At 41.7% G+C, this 16,781-nt stretch carries 19 protein-coding genes; 15 read left to right on the forward strand and 4 right to left on the reverse strand.

From position 1 onward, the window contains the following. Positions 1 to 636, forward strand: a 636-nt coding sequence (locus B4Z47_RS08715; protein ID WP_286727183.1) for a hypothetical protein, incomplete at its 5' end; no start/stop codon positions are given. A 610-nt stretch (positions 637 to 1,246) separates the two neighbouring features. Here B4Z47_RS08715 and B4Z47_RS08720 read toward each other — a convergent pair. Next, on the reverse strand, positions 1,247 to 1,621 hold the full coding sequence (locus tag B4Z47_RS08720; protein ID WP_088159892.1) for a hypothetical protein: 375 nt from the start codon (positions 1,619 to 1,621) through the stop codon (positions 1,247 to 1,249). A 693-nt stretch (positions 1,622 to 2,314) separates the two neighbouring features. Then, positions 2,315 to 2,593: a hypothetical protein gene (locus B4Z47_RS08725; RefSeq protein WP_145328127.1), complete on the reverse strand. Its 279-nt coding sequence runs from the start codon at positions 2,591 to 2,593 to the stop codon at positions 2,315 to 2,317. A gap of 618 nt (positions 2,594 to 3,211) precedes the next feature. Here B4Z47_RS08725 and B4Z47_RS08730 point away from each other — a divergent pair. The 4 genes from B4Z47_RS08730 to B4Z47_RS08745 are packed head-to-tail and all read left to right on the forward strand — an operon-like array spanning position 3,212 to position 8,788. Further along, a complete protein-coding gene (locus tag B4Z47_RS08730; protein ID WP_112375364.1) occupies positions 3,212 to 3,589 on the forward strand; it encodes a hypothetical protein in 378 nt (125 codons plus the stop codon). Position 3,590: 1 nt separating this feature from the next. Beyond that, the gene (locus B4Z47_RS08735; RefSeq protein WP_172462434.1) at positions 3,591 to 4,217 is read left to right on the forward strand and encodes a TlpA family protein disulfide reductase; all 627 of its coding nucleotides are present in this window, start codon (positions 3,591 to 3,593) and stop codon (positions 4,215 to 4,217) included. A gap of 43 nt (positions 4,218 to 4,260) precedes the next feature. Next, on the forward strand, positions 4,261 to 7,416 hold the full coding sequence (locus tag B4Z47_RS08740) for a SusC/RagA family TonB-linked outer membrane protein (protein WP_286727185.1): 3,156 nt from the start codon (positions 4,261 to 4,263) through the stop codon (positions 7,414 to 7,416). 28 nt (positions 7,417 to 7,444) lie between these two features. Then, complete coding sequence (locus B4Z47_RS08745; protein ID WP_172462435.1) at positions 7,445 to 8,788, forward strand: RagB/SusD family nutrient uptake outer membrane protein; 1,344 nt, start codon at positions 7,445 to 7,447, stop codon at positions 8,786 to 8,788. 43 nt (positions 8,789 to 8,831) lie between these two features. Here B4Z47_RS08745 and B4Z47_RS08750 read toward each other — a convergent pair whose 3' ends face one another. Beyond that, on the reverse strand, positions 8,832 to 9,221 hold the full coding sequence (locus tag B4Z47_RS08750) for a hypothetical protein (protein ID WP_112375368.1): 390 nt from the start codon (positions 9,219 to 9,221) through the stop codon (positions 8,832 to 8,834). A 107-nt stretch (positions 9,222 to 9,328) separates the two neighbouring features. After that, entirely contained in the window at positions 9,329 to 9,952 is a 624-nt protein-coding gene (locus tag B4Z47_RS08755; RefSeq protein WP_286727187.1) for a Crp/Fnr family transcriptional regulator, read from the reverse strand. A 309-nt stretch (positions 9,953 to 10,261) separates the two neighbouring features. On the opposite strand from B4Z47_RS08755, the gene B4Z47_RS08760 reads away from it, so the two are divergent. The 10 genes from B4Z47_RS08760 (at position 10,262) to B4Z47_RS08805 (ending at position 16,669) form a co-directional block, all read left to right on the forward strand. After that, a complete protein-coding gene (locus tag B4Z47_RS08760; protein ID WP_286727188.1) occupies positions 10,262 to 10,387 on the forward strand; it encodes a hypothetical protein in 126 nt (41 codons plus the stop codon). 79 nt (positions 10,388 to 10,466) lie between these two features. Then, positions 10,467 to 11,390 carry a hypothetical protein gene (locus tag B4Z47_RS08765; protein WP_286727189.1) on the forward strand — a complete coding sequence of 308 codons (924 nt, stop codon included), beginning with the start codon at positions 10,467 to 10,469 and terminating at the stop codon, positions 11,388 to 11,390. Positions 11,391 to 11,461: 71 nt separating this feature from the next. Continuing rightward, positions 11,462 to 12,520 carry a histidine kinase gene (locus B4Z47_RS08770; RefSeq protein WP_286727191.1) on the forward strand — a complete coding sequence of 353 codons (1,059 nt, stop codon included), beginning with the start codon at positions 11,462 to 11,464 and terminating at the stop codon, positions 12,518 to 12,520. Between the two features lie 28 nt (positions 12,521 to 12,548). Beyond that, a complete protein-coding gene (locus B4Z47_RS08775) occupies positions 12,549 to 13,301 on the forward strand; it encodes a LytR/AlgR family response regulator transcription factor (protein ID WP_286727192.1) in 753 nt (250 codons plus the stop codon). A 30-nt stretch (positions 13,302 to 13,331) separates the two neighbouring features. After that, positions 13,332 to 13,637 (forward strand): hypothetical protein, encoded by a 306-nt coding sequence (locus B4Z47_RS08780; RefSeq protein WP_286727193.1) that lies wholly within the window; start codon positions 13,332 to 13,334, stop codon positions 13,635 to 13,637. A 402-nt stretch (positions 13,638 to 14,039) separates the two neighbouring features. Continuing rightward, positions 14,040 to 14,684 (forward strand): DUF6266 family protein, encoded by a 645-nt coding sequence (locus tag B4Z47_RS08785; RefSeq protein ID WP_286727194.1) that lies wholly within the window; start codon positions 14,040 to 14,042, stop codon positions 14,682 to 14,684. Between the two features lie 82 nt (positions 14,685 to 14,766). Further along, positions 14,767 to 15,309: a DUF6266 family protein gene (locus B4Z47_RS08790; protein ID WP_286727195.1), complete on the forward strand. Its 543-nt coding sequence runs from the start codon at positions 14,767 to 14,769 to the stop codon at positions 15,307 to 15,309. Positions 15,310 to 15,337: 28 nt separating this feature from the next. Further along, entirely contained in the window at positions 15,338 to 15,724 is a 387-nt protein-coding gene (locus B4Z47_RS08795; protein ID WP_286727196.1) for a hypothetical protein, read from the forward strand. Further along, positions 15,643 to 16,197 (forward strand): peptidoglycan-binding protein, encoded by a 555-nt coding sequence (locus B4Z47_RS08800; RefSeq protein ID WP_286727197.1) that lies wholly within the window; start codon positions 15,643 to 15,645, stop codon positions 16,195 to 16,197. The genes B4Z47_RS08795 and B4Z47_RS08800 overlap by 82 nt, the downstream gene beginning before the upstream one ends. A 79-nt stretch (positions 16,198 to 16,276) precedes the next feature. Next, positions 16,277 to 16,669 carry a hypothetical protein gene (locus B4Z47_RS08805; protein ID WP_286727198.1) on the forward strand — a complete coding sequence of 131 codons (393 nt, stop codon included), beginning with the start codon at positions 16,277 to 16,279 and terminating at the stop codon, positions 16,667 to 16,669. Positions 16,670 to 16,781: the final 112 nt, after the last annotated feature.

Genomic DNA, 16,781 nt, shown 5'->3' on the forward strand with positions numbered 1-16,781 from the left:
ATGTTTCGCTATTTTTATAGAATATGGGATCGTTACAAAGTTCCAATTACAGCTATTGCAATTTTGGCAGATGAAAACAAAGGCTATCGACCAGTGGTATATAGCCAGGAGTTTATGGGAACTTCATTACGCTACGATTTTAATAGCTATAAGATCCTCGATCAGGAAGAATCGGAATTGCGAGCAAATGAGAATCCATTTTCAGTGATTGTCCTTACTGCACTTTTGGCTGTAGTAAACAAGAAAGTGACCGATGATGGACTGAAAGAAATAAAACATGATCTGTATGATGAGATGATGAAAAGGAAGATGGATAAGGATACCCGACAGGGGCTATATGATTTCCTTACTTACTACGTAAGTTTTGATAATGAGGAAGTTTTAAGTATATTTGAACAAGAAATTAAATCAAAAATAGGAAGGAGCGATACAATGGGCACTCAAGAATATTTATTAGATAAAGCTGAAAAAAAAGGAATTCAGAAAGGCATTGAAAAAGGTCTTAAGACTGGTATTGAAAAAGGTAAGCGTGAAGAAGCTATTGCCATTGCACTAGAGTTTAAGAAAATGGGTTTACCTATTGCTGATATTGCTAAAGGAACCGGTCTTTCTATCGAAGAAATCGAAAAACTGTAATCAAATACTTTTAAAGTTTATAGATATTTATTTTGAGCCATTTCCGGAAGGGAGTGGCTTTTCATTTTAAGGATGCTATATGGTCAAAAAAACTCCCCTTTCATTGCTGATAAAAGAGGAGTGCCTTTTTAAACTAAATATATGAAAAAACCTTATCGTTAATAATAAAGCGTCCTAATAGATTAAGCCGCTTCGCTAGATGTTGATATATTTCAACAGGCTAATCTAATATAGGAATAATTTTTTGGAATTGGAAAAATAAAAATATTTTTTTATGTCTGCTTCTCCATTTTTTTTGGCTGGCTTAGCTTAACCCAATTATTGGTCGCTCGTCATCGCCGTGGAAGTAGTCAAAAAGTTGACTTGGTTTTATTTGTAATATTTTTGCTAAAGCATACACTTGATAGGGGTAAAAACCGGTATCATCATTTTCATGTAGGATTTTTCTTATTGGGTACACTTGAGGTCCAATTTTCGGTGTCATATCTTTATGTTTACGGCTGGCAACGAAAATTACCTTAGCGAATTTACTTAAGCTTTCATTGGTTTGTGAATTTTTCCGTACCCGTCATTGGCTAAGCCTACACGTTCAATACCAAGTGATGTGTTTCTATTTTTTATCAGATAGGGCCTCTATCAATAACTTTTGTGTAGAAATTAAATCCTTTTGAGTCTGTATTGTTTCTTCCTGCCTAGATATCAGTCGATTAGCCTGATCTAACTGCTCGTTCAGAGAATTGATTTTTTCATTCCATTGTTTATACTCTTCCTCTCGATAAGTTTTAAATGGCTCATCGTTATAGTAATATTGTATGAAATTATGGTCTAATGCCTTTGAATAGGTTAATAGTTTATCAATGGAAAGAGAAGATCTTTTATAATCATTTCCAACATTTTGCTGGTTTTCATTTATCAGATCACCAACCAATTTCTGCGACAAGTTTTTTCTATCCGCGATTTCCTTAATCTTTTCTCCGATATTCATTAATTTTATTTGTTGTTTTTACAAAATATTTTGTTGATAATTTTTATTTAATTATATTTGTATCATAATCAGGTAATCTGATTTAGTCTCGGATATCGAAACGGCAAATTTCAAATGACACGAGACGTAGGGTTTGCTAACCCCCATGCTTTTTGTATTTTTACAAAAAAAGGGGATGGCTCCCTATTGGATACCGTGTCAAAGGCTCTTCGTCGTGCCTCACTGCTGGTTGAAGATAGTGGGCCATCCTCTTTATTTAGCGCTTGACCTTCCCCTTCGAGACTCTTGTTGATAACCCAACTAGTAAATTATGAGACAAAAAAAGTCATTAACCACAACAGAACGACGGCAGATAAAGGATCAGCTTCGTCAGCTTGCAGTATCACTGCTCATCAAGAACAAATACTGCCCGCCAGAATAGCTTCTCAAAAGCTTAAAATCAGCAATGGCCCTTTACCTCGGATGAGGAATGTGCATACAAAAGCCAGCAAAGGCCTGTGGATAGCACCGCCACTGTTGATTTTGCCGACCGGTACTTTTTTAAGATCTATGCCCCAAAATTGCACGGCTCCCTTCTCTTTTATCTTCGCACTTTAAAAGTAAGGGTTTCCGAAATCAAAAGCAAAGATTTGAGACAAATACTATTATAGAAATTCTATAATAAAGGTCCATTTTTAATAAGAAAGCTTGATTTTAAGGATTCTTAAAAGTTTGGTTTTTTATGACCTTATAAATAAGATCGGGGTCTAGATCACATAAATATGCGATCTTAAATATATGGGCAAAAGTGAATTTCTGTGGGTTATTTAATTTATCAAGATAGGAGTTATATTGAAGCCCTAAAGCTTTCGCCATCTTTGTGGGACCTTGCTTTTCCAATAACCTCATCGATTTGATGATCTTGGACTCAAATAATGACTTTACTGCAAGGAAATCAGGATCAGCACTGCTGGATTTAGTCGACGCATTCATTTATTGAAGTTTGATTTACTAAATGTTGCTTTTTGCAGACTAAATGTGTGTTATAATTTATTATTCATAAATAATAATTTTTATTTTATAAATTTTATGACTATATTTGAATCAATATCCAAGATGAATAAGGTATTAAACTAAAGAGTCTCGACAGCAAATTCCGACAATTTGATTTAGAACGAGACGATAGGATAATGCCTATGATTGCTTTATTTGTACATTTGTACAGCTATAGCGTCATGGGCCCTATCGTAGACCGTTTCTAAAAGGCGTCGGAACCTTGCTGTACGGTGATAGGGCCTGCTATAGCCATTTTCCCGAATAAGACTCACAATTATAAACGTGAGTATGAACCTTAAAAAACAGACAACAAAAAATCTTATTTCAGCTCCCGAGTAGCTCGGGTAGCTAAGTCAAACATGATTTGACCCTACACTGCTATGGATTGCATCACGCCAATATGATAACCTTTGTGATAACCACTCAAATGCGATCTAGCTTCCCAATTAATTTATTGTTTACCTGACCTAAGCAAGCTCAGGCTCCCGCAAAAAAAGCTGATTTCGGTCGGACAGGGAGAGCTATGCGCTAAGGTCACAGCTAAAAACTAAACACATGAAAGCCATTTATGAAGATCTCCTGCATCTTGACAGGCCATTCTACGAGATTCATGAAGACAGTTACGATCCATTGAAATGTATCGAAAACTTTTGGGATAATTATCCGCTAGTCACGATACGCGAGTATCTCTATGCATTGGACCTCAAATGCAAAACCCTCGGCGAAGTTACCGAAAGCAAATTAGAGGCTGTACAGCAAACGCTGTTTTTGGCCGATATTCTACGTGCTCTGGTGGCGTATTTCCTAACGCATAGCCGCCATTTAGATACAACCCAATTAAAACTGTCAACTCTGGAAGCTAATATGAAGGAAATCCAGCTGACCAAACAAATCAATGATTTTTTTCAATCCATTAACCCACCAAAACCTTAAGATGATGAAATCAATACTATATAATTTGTACAAGGCTTTTAAGAGCAAACGAGCACGAGCGATAATGCTGTGTTTGGTTTCTATGTTTAGTTTATCGGCCCAGACCCCCCGCAAGGACAGCGGGGCGGATGGGCTTTCTGCAGTTGCACCGATCAATGTAGGCGATCGGGTGCCCGAAGATTTTTATACCCGACAGTATAAAGTTTACACGAATGGTAAGGCTATCACTACAGATCTAAAACATCTGAAAGGTAAGCTGATCATCTTGGACTTCTGGGCCTCATGGTGCGGAATGTGTCTCACTCAGATGCCAAAAGGGGAGAAGCTGAGCCAACAGTATGCAGATACGCTAGCCATGGTACTTGTCAATACCAAACATCGCCGGGATGATCTCCAAAAAATCAAAAAGACCTATAGCGAAACCTTAGCTCGGATAGGAGGGAGCGCGCTACCTACTGTTTATAATGATGAATATCTAATAAGCTTGTTTCCGCATGCTTCAATTCCGAGATATGTATGGATCTCGCCACGCGGTACCGTGCTGGCAATTACAGGTCATACATTCGTAAATAAAGAACAGATTGATAATGTAATCGACTTGTTGAGGGGGCAAGGTAATTATGAATAGATGGTTAACTTACGCGCTGTTCATTACATTATGCTTCTTGCAGATGGAATTAAAAGCGCAGCACAACTATACTGGAACAGTAGTAGATGAGTCCGCCCACCCAATTGCTGGCGCAAGCATTACGCTGTTGAAAACAAAGACGCAAACGAGGACGGATCGCGAAGGAAAGTTTCAAGTATCGGCGACTGATCTTAGTGAACGGCTATCTGTCAGCTACATGGGGTATGAAACGCGTGTACTGGCGCTTGCTGAATCCAAAAATAGGAACTTTTGGATCGTTCTTAACAAGAAAACAAATCAGCTTGAGGAGGTGATGGTCGAGACAGGCTATCAGCGCATTCCCAAAGACCGTGCTACCGGGGCTTTTGCACAGGTAGATGAAAAGGTCATAACGCAGAGACTATCATCGGGCAATATTCTTGACCGCTTAGAAGGGAATTTTTCGGCTCTGCAGATGGATCGGCGCGATGGTACCAATCAGATCAATATTCGCGGTATCAATACGCTTTCCAGTGCGCTCATGGGACCGTTAATTATTGTCAATGATCTGCCTTTTGAGGGTGATATCAACGCGATTAATCCGAATGATGTGGAGACCGTTACGCTGCTTAAGGATGCTGCAGCAACATCGGTCTGGGGGGCACGGGCCGGAAATGGTGTTATCGTAATCAAACTAAAAAATCGAAATAAACAGGAGGGAACAGCGGTGGATTTTTCGTCTAATCTAACCATTACCGCCAAACCTGACCTGATGTATTTACCTAAAATGTCTTCGGCAGAGTTTATAGATGTGGAAAAAATGCTTTTTGATAAAGGATTTTACAATACCATATTGAACGGTACTAATTCGAATAGGGGTATTGTATCTCCAGTTGTTGATGGCCTGTATGATCTTTCCAAAGGATTGATCACGCAAGGGGAAATGGATGCGCGTATCGAACAATATATGACTCAGGATTATCGAAAAGACCTGCTCCGCTACGTCTATCGCAATGGTATATTAAGCCAAAATAATATTGCGCTGTCTGGTCATGATGAGCAGAGTGGTTACCGAATAGGGATCGGCTACAATAGAAATATGCTCAGCAAAAGGGAAAGTAGTAATCAGCGGCTGGTGATCAATGGAAGTTATCAGCTGAATTTCTGGAAACGCTTTAAGCTGGAGAGCAACCTGCTTTATTCCAATATGAAGAATAGCTATAATCCGGACCTCATTGATTATCCAATTGGTGTGGGCGGAGGTAGGACAAATCTATATCCTTACGCACAGTTGATGGATGATGCCGGTAATCCCCTAACGATTCCATCACAATATAATTTTAGGTATATGGAGACTGTAGCTACGCGCAATGAGGGACTGCTGGACTGGTTTTATCGACCGTTGGACGAATTTGGTACATCCAGATCCGATAATAATACCAATTATTGGAATGCAGGGCTTAAACTGTCGGTCAAGCTGTGGAATAGTCTAGATATTACAGGCCAATACGGCTTTGAAGGTCAATTAGGTGCGAATCGAACCTTACGCGGGCAGGAATCTTTCTTCACACGTGATCTGATCAACCGTTTTACGCAGATCAATAATGGGGCGGTAAAACGGATTGTACCGCTGGGAGGGATACTGACCAATGGTAACAATGATTTCACCAGCCATAAAGGAAGAGTACAGCTCAATTTTGCACACAAATGGAGTGACCTACATGAACTGAATTTTTTTGGTGGCACTGAAGTGTCGGCACGCAGGGAAGAAAGCAACCTGTTTACAACCTATGGTTTTGACGAAAATCTGTACAATAGCCAACTGATAGATCCAATAACTGCCTATCCGATCTATGATGGTCTGAGTGGATTGAGCCGTATTCCCTATACAAACGGGTTTGATAAACGAATGCGTCGATATGTATCGCTATTTGGGAATGCTTCCTACACTTATCGGGGGCGTTATATCTTTTCGGTAAGTGGCCGAAAAGATGCCTCTAACTTGTTTGGGGTAAATGCCAACAACAAATGGAATCCATTGTGGTCGGCTGGATTGGCGTGGAAGCTGTCAGATGAAGCCTTTTTTCCGAAGAATAAAATGGTTAATAGTTTGAAGCTGCGGTCTACATTGGGGCATAGTGGTAATTCGGGTGGTATGACAACTAGTTTGCCTATTATCAGTTATATGTCGGGACTAAATACGGATGTCAGCACTTTTCCACGTGCCATCGTCTCGTTGCTGCCCAATCCATCGCTCCGCTGGGAAGATGTCCGCATGTTCAATGTCGCGTTGGACGCTTCCTTGATCAATAATCGGATTGTACTTTCCGCGGATGCTTATTTTAAAAAGTCGACGGATCTTTTTGCATCGGATCCCATTGACCCTACTTTTGGTTTTAGTACGCTGCGACGGAATGTGGCTATTACTTCGGGAAGGGGTATTGATATTGATCTCAATGCAAAAATATTGGATGGTAACTTTAAATGGAATGCGACGGTACTGTTTACCATAAATAAGGACAAAGTGAACAAATATTATGGCGGTACCTGGCGTGCTTTGACTTTTACCTCTTATGCAGGGCAAAGTATTTCTCCAGTCGAAGGTAAGGCACTCTATCCTGTATTCTCTTACCGCTTTATGGGACTTGATCCTGAAAATGGCGATCCGCAAGGATCGCTGCAGGGGGCTATCTCTAAGGATTATACCAAAATCCTGGCAGACTCTATCCAAAATTTGGTGTACCACGGTTCGGGAATCCCTCCCTATTACGGATCGCTCAACCAGACTTTCAGCTGGAAATCGTGGCTCTTGAGTGTCAATATCGCCTACAAGTTTGGTCATTTCTTCCAAAAGGAAACAATCCGGTACCTGGATCTTTTCAATGGTTGGCGCACCCATGGAGATTATGCAGAACGTTGGCAGAATCCAGGAGATGAATCTCAAACAACCGTTCCATCGATGACTTATCCAGCCAATTCAAACCGTGATGATTTCTATGCTTACTCGGAAGCCAATATTGGTAAAGGGGATATTATACGCTTGCAGGATATTCGTTTGCAATATCAATGGCTGCTCATGCGTAAGTTTCCCGTACAGGCTTATGCTTCGGCCAACAATGTAGCGCTGTTATGGAAAGCCAACAAATGGGGCATAGACCCCGATTTTAACAATATGCCTCCTGCTCGAAATTATAGCTTGGGGTTATCTATTCATTTTTAATAGAAAGGAAGAAATTATAATGAAAAATATGATGTGGATAGGCATCTTCCTATGGAGCCTTTGCTGCCAGTCTTGTACTAAATTTTTGGATGAAAAGCCGCAGTTGTCTGCGGCTACTCCCGACAAGGAAGAGGACTTAAGGGCGCTATTGGATTTTGAGTCTCAGATTAATCTATATTATCCGGGACTAATTGAACTGGGGACAGATGATTATTATCTGAACCATGATAACTACAATAATATGCTCGCAAGCTTTCAGGAGGCTTATCGATGGGATAAAGAAATGATTACAACGGATGTTGCTTATTGGAGAGCCTGTTATAATACCATTATGATCGCCAATATTGTGCTGGAAGGTGCTGAGCGTCTGAAACCAATTAAAAATAAAGATATTGAGGGCGAAGCCCTATTTGTCCGTGGGCTGGCGCACTTCTATGCGGCCCAGTTGTATTGTCCGCTTTATAATAAGACTGCGGATAGCCCTTTCGGACTGCCGATACGGCTGACTTCTGATTTTAATGTTCCTGTTACACGTGCTACGGTACATGAAACATACAAACAGATCATTGATGATATCAAAGGGGCAATTCCTAATTTGAGGGACCAGGCCGCTGAGATCAATCGACCGGGCAAACGAGCGGCTTATGCGGCATTGGCAAGAATATATCTGAGTATTGCAGACTATGAGCAAGCACGGTATTATGCCAATGAATGCCTGAAAATAAATGCAGATTTGATGGATTTTAATACCATTGACGCTAAACTTAATTACCCCATTACACCAAAAAATGTAGAAATGATCTACTATGGATCGACTATTTCCGGGAGTGCTGCACTGAACAGTAGCCGGGCCAGAATACCTATGGAAGTATATAACCTATTTGATGCTAATGATCTCCGCAAGGTCATTTATTTTAAATCAGTGAATGCAACAGAATATGCTTTCAAAGGTTATTACTCTGGACGTTCGGCTACTTATTTTGCGGGTTTTGCCAACGATGAGCTTTTTCTGATCCGGGCAGAATGCAATGCCCGTTTAGGAGCTACTGAGACGGCCTTGGGCGATATCAATAAACTGTTGGAAAATCGGATTCGAAAGGGCTCATTTGCCGCATTGAAATTATCTGATCCGGAAGATTTATTGCGCTTGATCCTAAATGAGCGACGTAAGGAAATGTTATTTCGGGGTGTAAGGTGGTCGGATCTGAAGCGATTAAACCTCGAACCCAAGCATGCCGTAAATCTGGTACGGGAGGTCATAACTAATGGAGAGACGAAACGATATGAGCTACCGGCTAACGATGCCCGTTATCTATATCCCATCCCCGCCGAAGTGATTAGTCAAAGTAATATTGAACAAAATCCGAGGTAAGAAACGGAAGCAGGCTTCCGATGAGGGAAGCCTGCTTTTTTGTCTACTGGTTGGAGCGAAATGCTTGCACAGTAGTGTTGGTGTTAGAACTGGATACTGCATCTTCAATCTGATCTTCAACTGTCACGCCGGGTGTTACTTGATGCGACATATCGGGCTGACCCGAACCGTTATCTGGTGCTTTGATGGAACAGATCTCCTGGTCATCATCACCACACTCAAATTTTGGTGTCAACGCATAATTCGCTGGATTGGTTGGATCTGAATTGACCAGCTCATTATTGTACCAAGTCGGATCGTCAAGTGATCTTGATACTGTTTTCTCAATTTTCACTTCTTTCTTTTCGGTGAAACTTTGGGTACCGTATGCAAGGCCCAATCCTAATACGGCTAATGTGCCGGCACGTAGCCAGCTGTTTCTTTTTGTAAGCATAAGCTTAAAGTTTAGTTTATAAAATGTTTATTAGAGCCAGCACGCATCGCTGGCTCTGATACAAAGTTGCATGCTTCGTCAGTCTGATATGTGCTGATCTATAGGTGCTATTTTTGCACATATTTTCCAGTAAGCAGAAAATACTGACCCAGCTGTACTGTATGTCGTGATATGCCCAGTAGATCGGCCTGCTCTTGCTGTGTAGTGACAGCTTTAATTTCGGGCAACAGCCGGGTAAAGTTAAGGTAGCGCTCAAAAGGAGAATAGCCCAAAGTGGCCTGCCTTAGCAAAACCAGTTGCCTCTTCTTTTTATTACCCAGTACGTCAATCAATGTATCGATGGATTTTTCCTGTTCCTGAAACTGCCGCAACACATGGTGTGGGATCGCAATAATAATTCCCGAACGGAGTGCCACTATATGCCCGCTGTGTAGATGATTTGTATAGAGGTGATTGGTCGTCATCAAAGCCATATTAGGAATAGCCAGACTCATGATCCTGCGCTTGCCTGTTTCGTTGTTTTCTTCCACCCGCGCCAGGAGGCCTTTCGCGACAAAATAGGTCATCTCCGTATGACGGTCAACTGGACTGAGCTGCTCGCCTCGTTTAACGATCTTGACTTTGAGGTTGTCCTTTACCCACTGATAGTGAAAATGATCTATTGTGTGATATTTCCCCCAAAAATCAAATAATAGTTTGAATCCCGCCTTGGGGTTATGGTTAATTGACATAATATAGTTTTTTTGGTTTACATGGCTTACTGTCAGTAATATATATTGCACTAACAAAACTACGACGATTGAAAATCATTGACGAAACTACCCCTATAAAGCCTTTTGCCTCTAGAAAAACCTCTTTTGCCACCCAAATTATCTACAAAATGGAAAGTTTAGGGACCAAATGGTAGATGGGGGCGATGTCCTTTGGCTCTCCAATTATTAGTTGAATTTTTACTCCCGATCGATCCACAGTCTTCAGTGCCTGAAGCCGTTAAGCTGTTGCGAGAACAGTCGATGGTTTTATCCGTTACGCAAATCAACGTGGAAATAACAACACTATTGGTCCAATTTGGGCTATACAATCCGCAGCCACTCTCCATCAATGACCTGATGCTGGGCATAGATGAGGAGGAAGATGGGGGAAAATGCAATATCGTTTTCCCTTAACAATCTAATGATCAAGACTATGCTTTGCCTTATCCTTAAGGCATGGCATAGTTTAACGATTAACCTTAACGTATTTTTTATGCAATTTACTTGGAAAGCTGCCATGCAGGCTTACAGCGAAAAGGACTGGCGGGACTTCGTTTTTTTCTCAGCCAATGTGCAACATCTTTTGGGTATCCATCAGCTCGGTATCCAGCAAAATCTACACCGGGAGGTGATCAATTTCTCGGTTCGGCAGGCAGAAATGGCCTCTGCTAAATTCCAGTTCGAGGACAAAACCTTTTGGCTCTCGCCGCCAGAGCGACCACAAGTTATCCTGAGCTTTCATTTTGGTTACTATCGGGCTGTTCCGGCCTTTCTGGTTCAGCGCGGTTATAAACTCTGCATTCCCGTGGCGAAAGAAGTCATGATCCGTCAGATAAAATATTACGAAGACCTGCTCGGTGAGCAATGGGAGGAGCAGGTTATATTTTTAGAGGCTGAAGATCCTTACCTGTTCTTTAAATTACGTCGTCAGATGGATCTGGGCTATCATATATTCTGCTACCTCGATGGCGGGGTAAGTGCCGCAAAAGATTTACAGGCACAAAAATTAATCGAAATCCCTTTTCTAAATGGCAGCATTAAGATAAAGCATGGGATTCTACATATGGCTTTTTTGCTTCAAAAAAATATAACAGTTTTAATTGCCAAAATAGCAGTAGAAAATGAGCCCATTGTTATTTGTGCATTGAGTCATTGGTTTAAAAACTGGTTTCCGAGCGGCAGGCAGTTTACGGACTATTTTAGCCGCATCATTTATGAGGATTTTGAAGAAGTCCTGTTGGAATATCCGGAGGCTTGGGAAGCCTGGCTCTACCTGCACAAAACCATGTCACCGAGCTCGGATGTAGCAACCTGGTCGGCAACTAATCGCATAATTTCATTTAGCATGAAAGAGAAACAGCTGTTGTTTGATAAGTTTACTTACCTGAGTTATCCACTTCCTGTAACGATTTTATAAGAAAATAGGGGAATTCTTGTTTAAATATGATGTTATAATTATCTTTAGGTTATCAATTATAAACCAATAATATGAATAGGGTCTTTAAAAGAAAGTGGCTGTTGCACTGCTGTTTCTGGATGGGATATAGTTTTTATTTTTTTGTGGTAAATGCACTAGGCAATTCCAGACTGAATCTGGGCGCTTCCTTCATCACCGTATTTTATTGTGCGATTATCTTCTATGCGGTGTATCTGATCTTGAAGTATGTTTACGATCGGGGCCATATACTGGAAACTCTAGTGTTGATGATAGGCTTTTATTTATTCTCCGGAATATTCGTGTACTATGAATTGTATGGAAGATTTGGACTGGAGATTATAAATAATAGGTATGTCATAAATAAACACGCTTTTAGCTGGGCGAAGTATATTCAGACCTTTCTCGTCATGCATAGTAATTATACGGTGATGGCGGTGGGCTATTATTACTATAAGAGTAAGCTTCGTGAATCAAGTGATAAGCTTGAAGCTGTAAACGCACGTCTCGCTGCAGAATCAAGTATGAAATCTTTTCAATATACGACCTTATCTGCACAGGTGCACCCGCATATGATGGCGAATATCTTTAGCCATTTAAAAAATAAGGTAGACCCTTATGATGTTGAATTGGGTAGGCAGCTTTCGGAAATTTATCGCTTAATGAAATTCTATATGGAGGCTCATCACCTGGAGGGGGCAACCCATATTTTATTAGCGGATGAAGTGACAGCACTGAAGCAGTATCTGTCGATACAGGAGAAAGTCGAACCAAATCCTTTTTACATAAAACTTTCTTGCTCGGGTAACCTGATGCGATTTAGTATTGCACCAACAGTAATGCAGACGCTGGCTGGTAATTTATTTAAGCATGCGGACTTGTGGGATAAAGATCACCCGGCCAAAATCGACATTCTTGCCGGCCATGCAGGTTATCGGATTACGGTTAAGAATAAAAAACGAAGCGGACCTCAGATGATGCCAAGTCACGATGTGGGACTTCGAAATGTACGAATACGCATGGAATATCTCTTTGGAACTGACTTTTCGATGGAAGAAAATCAGGACGATGAGCATTATGAACTCACGTTATGCGTGCAGCGCTACAACTAATTAAAGGAACAAAAAAATGACGGAAAATATGAATAGAATATGGATAGGAATCATCATTGATGACCAAAAGTCGCATATAGACCATCTGCTTGAGATGGTCGAAGAGATTGGCTATGTGCAGATTGCCAAAACATTTAGTGATCCGCAGGAAGCCCGGATTTTTCTGCGTGCCAACAAAGTGGACTTTATGATCCTCGACGTGGAGCTTGGAAGGATTAACGCTTTCGATTTTTTAAGAACCTTGCCCAGCTCAAATCTAAAAACGATACTTTATACTGCACACCGCCAATACGAAGATCCGGGATATGATCTCGGTGTCGTTGATGTGTTGCTTAAAGAGGTGTCTAAGAGTCGTTTCTATGCCGCACTGCGCCGGGTGGATGAAGCGCTCGCTAAATTGATCCCACTTGCTGATCACGACTCACTGGAAAATTATACGTATTATTTTATGATCAAAGGGCCGGTGCGTTATCAGCGTACGGAGGTTCGTATGAAAGAACTTGTTTATGTGGAAAGTAGCAATGGACAGGTTAAATTTCACATGATCGGGGGTAAAACACTGAGCTGCAGCAGTACCATGCGGGAAGTACTGGCGGGACTGCCGGTTAAGTGGTTTAAGCAATGCCATCAGAGTATTGTAATTAATATCAATTTTTTTTACAGCTATGGGGTCGGCGGTGTCTTGATGACTGAAGGGACGAAAAAAACACTTCCTGTAGGTGATAAGAAACTGTATGCGGACTTCTTTCGCTTCATTAACTCCAATATCCTTGGTGGATAAGTGTATTTGTCATTATAAACAATTAGAAATATGAGAAAAGATTCGTTCAACAATATCGGCCGTAAGACAGATGCGCATCTCTTGCAGGCTTTACATATACTCTTTACAGAAATACAAGTATTAAAAAGAGCAATACAGGATAGCTTTCAGACAGCGGATTCTACTGTCGAACTTCGTGATACAGCATTTGTCAAAGACACCGTAGGGGTATCAGACCGTACGTTGCTGCGGTATCAAAACTTAGGCCTTATTCAGGTGTACCAGCGCGATAAAGGGGGTAAGAAGTATTTTAAGCTTGACGACGTGCTCCGTCTCAAACGTTATTTAAATGGCTGATGTTAAATTGCAGTGAAGCTCCGGGCTACTGGGGCTTCGCATCTGCTTCTGCCTTTGTTCGCCCCTGCTATACCCTTTGTTCGCTATTGTACCTAGTTAGACCCTAGTTCAGACCGGGTGTCCCCCTATCGGACTAGGTTTGAACTAGGGAATCTGTCGGTATTTGGTAGGTTATTCCCAAAAGCAGGCCATAAGCGGTTCCGTAGCAGGTCTTTACGGGGCATGCGTCGTGTTTACTGGCGGTCGTCGGACAATCGATAGGTGAACTTCGGACAAGCATCGGACAATCTAGTTTCTATCGTATTTTTCTGTTTATGAATGACTTATGTTTGTTCTGTCAAGCAAGAATACCGGTATAAAAATCTTGGCAATTTATTTTTTAATCCTTAAAATTTTTTAAAAATGGGAACAATTGTAAACGGAGCAAATGGAGGCTTTAGCGGTAAGGCCGGCTCAGTGATCGGTGCCAGCTGGAAGAGCATCAACTACATCAGAGGACTCGCTAAAAAGAGCAACAAGCCTTATACGGAAGCACAGCTGATTGTGCAGGCAAGATTTAAGACGTTGATGCGTTTTCTGCTACCGATCAATAACTTTCTAAAAATCGGTTTCGGCCAGAAGAAGGCAGACCGTCTCACGCCACTTAACTATGCTTTTCAGCTGAATCAGGATCTGGCCATTCAGGGTGTCTATCCTGACCTGAGTCTAGACTATAGTAAGATCAGAATTGCTGATGGACTTTATGGTGGCGGCGGAACTGTGGAAGCTGGTTTTGCGTCGGATGAAATCACAGTCGTTTGGTCTACGGCCAATAACGATGTATATGAAACAAAAGGAGACGATCTGTTTTATGTGATCTGTTACCATCCGGTAAAGGATGAATTTATGACTTCGCCGACTGTGCCGAAAAGACAAGATGGGGTGGTCACATTTGTCGTGCCCGAACACCTGCTGGGTGATGCTGTGCATGTATGGTATTTTATGTCCGACCGGACAAAGACCAAAATCAGCCGTAGCAGTTACCTCGGTGAAATAATGCTTAGCTAAGCGGCAAAAAATCTACCAAGGGCCTGTTGCCCCTGGTAGATTTTGATAGCCAAAAAATTACGTTCATTAATTAAGATTTCAGATGAAAAAAAAGAAACAAAACAAGGCAATTGGCGCGCTGCTGACGCAGCAGAAGTTTTACCTGGCGAGCCAATATCTGCTGCCATTGGCATCGATTATTAAGGATGGGTTTGCGCAGCGTGTACAGCGGGAAAAAGCAAAGCAGCTGTCTGCACGCAATCTGGCGATGGCGCATGCTGTAAAATATGCTGTCAAGGGTGAGTACCCCCAGTTGTATGTGGATCCGGCTCTTATCATGCTATCCGATGGCCCCGTACAGAACGTAAGCGTCGAAAGCATTACGCTAGAAAATAATGCCTTGCGGCTGAATTTTGACGGTGGTGAGATTACAGCCTTAAACCACGATGACGAGCTGCTACTAGTGGTTTATGATCCAATAGCCAGAGTTGCTATCCGTAATGAGACGCTAGTAATGCGCTCGGACTCAGAATTAGTGCTCGAACTACCGGATTACATGCAAAATGTCGGCCTCGATGTCTTTATCTTGGTGCGCGACCGGAATCGAAACCGCTATTCGCGCAGTCAATATGTAGGTAAGGTATAACTATTTTATATCATTAAATTATATCACTATGAACAGTGTAGAAATGAAAGGACCATGGTATGGTCTAACACAAAAACTGCCGATTGAGCCCAAGTATCTGCTTGGTATGGCAAGTATATTACTGGTAATTATTTTCCTATTTGTTGGGAGTATATTACAATTTTTCGACCCGGCATCAGCTGCGCTTGATCTGGGGGTACTGTCCCTGCTTTATTTTGGGCTAATGGCCGGACTGGTCTTTATATGTTGCTGCACTTGGTTGCAGGAATATCTATGGAGACCCTTTAAATATTATAGACAGGATATTTATTACCATTTTAATCAATTGAACTCATGGCAACAATCCATTCTTTATTTCTCGGTTTTTTTTCTATTGCTCTTTGCATTTCTACTGCTACTGGAAATGCTGTTTTAGAGGAAACGTATAGCAATGCTAGTGTACGAAACACCAATCTGCTTAGGCAGCAGATCTATGAAATTGCAGCAAATGAAATTGGGGTAAGGGAGACCGGAGGCGATAATAAGGGGCCAGAGATCTCGAAGTACCTGGCCTATGTAGGCCTAGATGAAGGTTATGAATGGTGTGCCGCATTTGCCAGCTGGTGTTATGGGCAGGCTGGTCTTTCAATACCGCGCAGTGCATGGAGTCCTGCGCTATTTCCGAAAGCACGTCGTCGCCCACAAAGCCAAATCGATAAGGGATATGTCAAGCAGGCTGATCTATTTGCGATCTATAGCAGCCAATTGAAACGGATCCATCATGTAGGCCTAGTTAAAGCGCTGCATGGTCCTTTATTGATTTCGGTAGAAGGCAATAGCCATGATCGCGTGGAATCGCGGCGGCGTCCACTTGCTACTATTTATGCTATCGCAAACTGGATCAATTGAGGAGGACGCTGTCATGAACAAATACACAATTTCAGTCTTTGGCAGCCTAGTGTTTTGCCTCTTAGTTATAAGCATTGTAATGGTCATAAGTTGTAGCGTTTTCCGGGGAAAAAAACAGCTGGAAGAGAAATCCACTAAGATCCATAATCACTATGAGCAGCAGAATTTGCAATTTCATCAGAAGCAGCAGGATAGTTTATCTTCCTATTGGTATTTTAGTACGGATAGTGCATTCTGGTTTCACCCGGATAGTGGAATATGGGCTAAGCGCGGGAAAATTTTTACCCATCAATCGAACATAAAACGTGCCGAAGAGAATTGGCAGTTGCGGCAGGCAAACAGCGAGGCCGCAAGCGTTTCGGATTCGCGTGTGAAGCGAGAAAATAAGGTGGTGTCAGCTGAATTTTTTGCGATAGGGGGCGTCATGCTAGCTGTGCTAGGGTATTGGATCTGGTGGCGGCGGAGAAAGTAGGTTCATAGATTTGAGGCTCAAATTGAAGTTCGCCTTAAAAAACGTGTGTTTTTAAGGCGAACTGTTTTTATAAAATAAATTTATGAGCAACTGGGAAATGCCAAAGCGACAA

Source organism: Sphingobacterium sp. UBA2610 (assembly GCF_002339225.1).
Classification (GTDB): Bacteria; Bacteroidota; Bacteroidia; order Sphingobacteriales; family Sphingobacteriaceae; genus Sphingobacterium; species Sphingobacterium multivorum.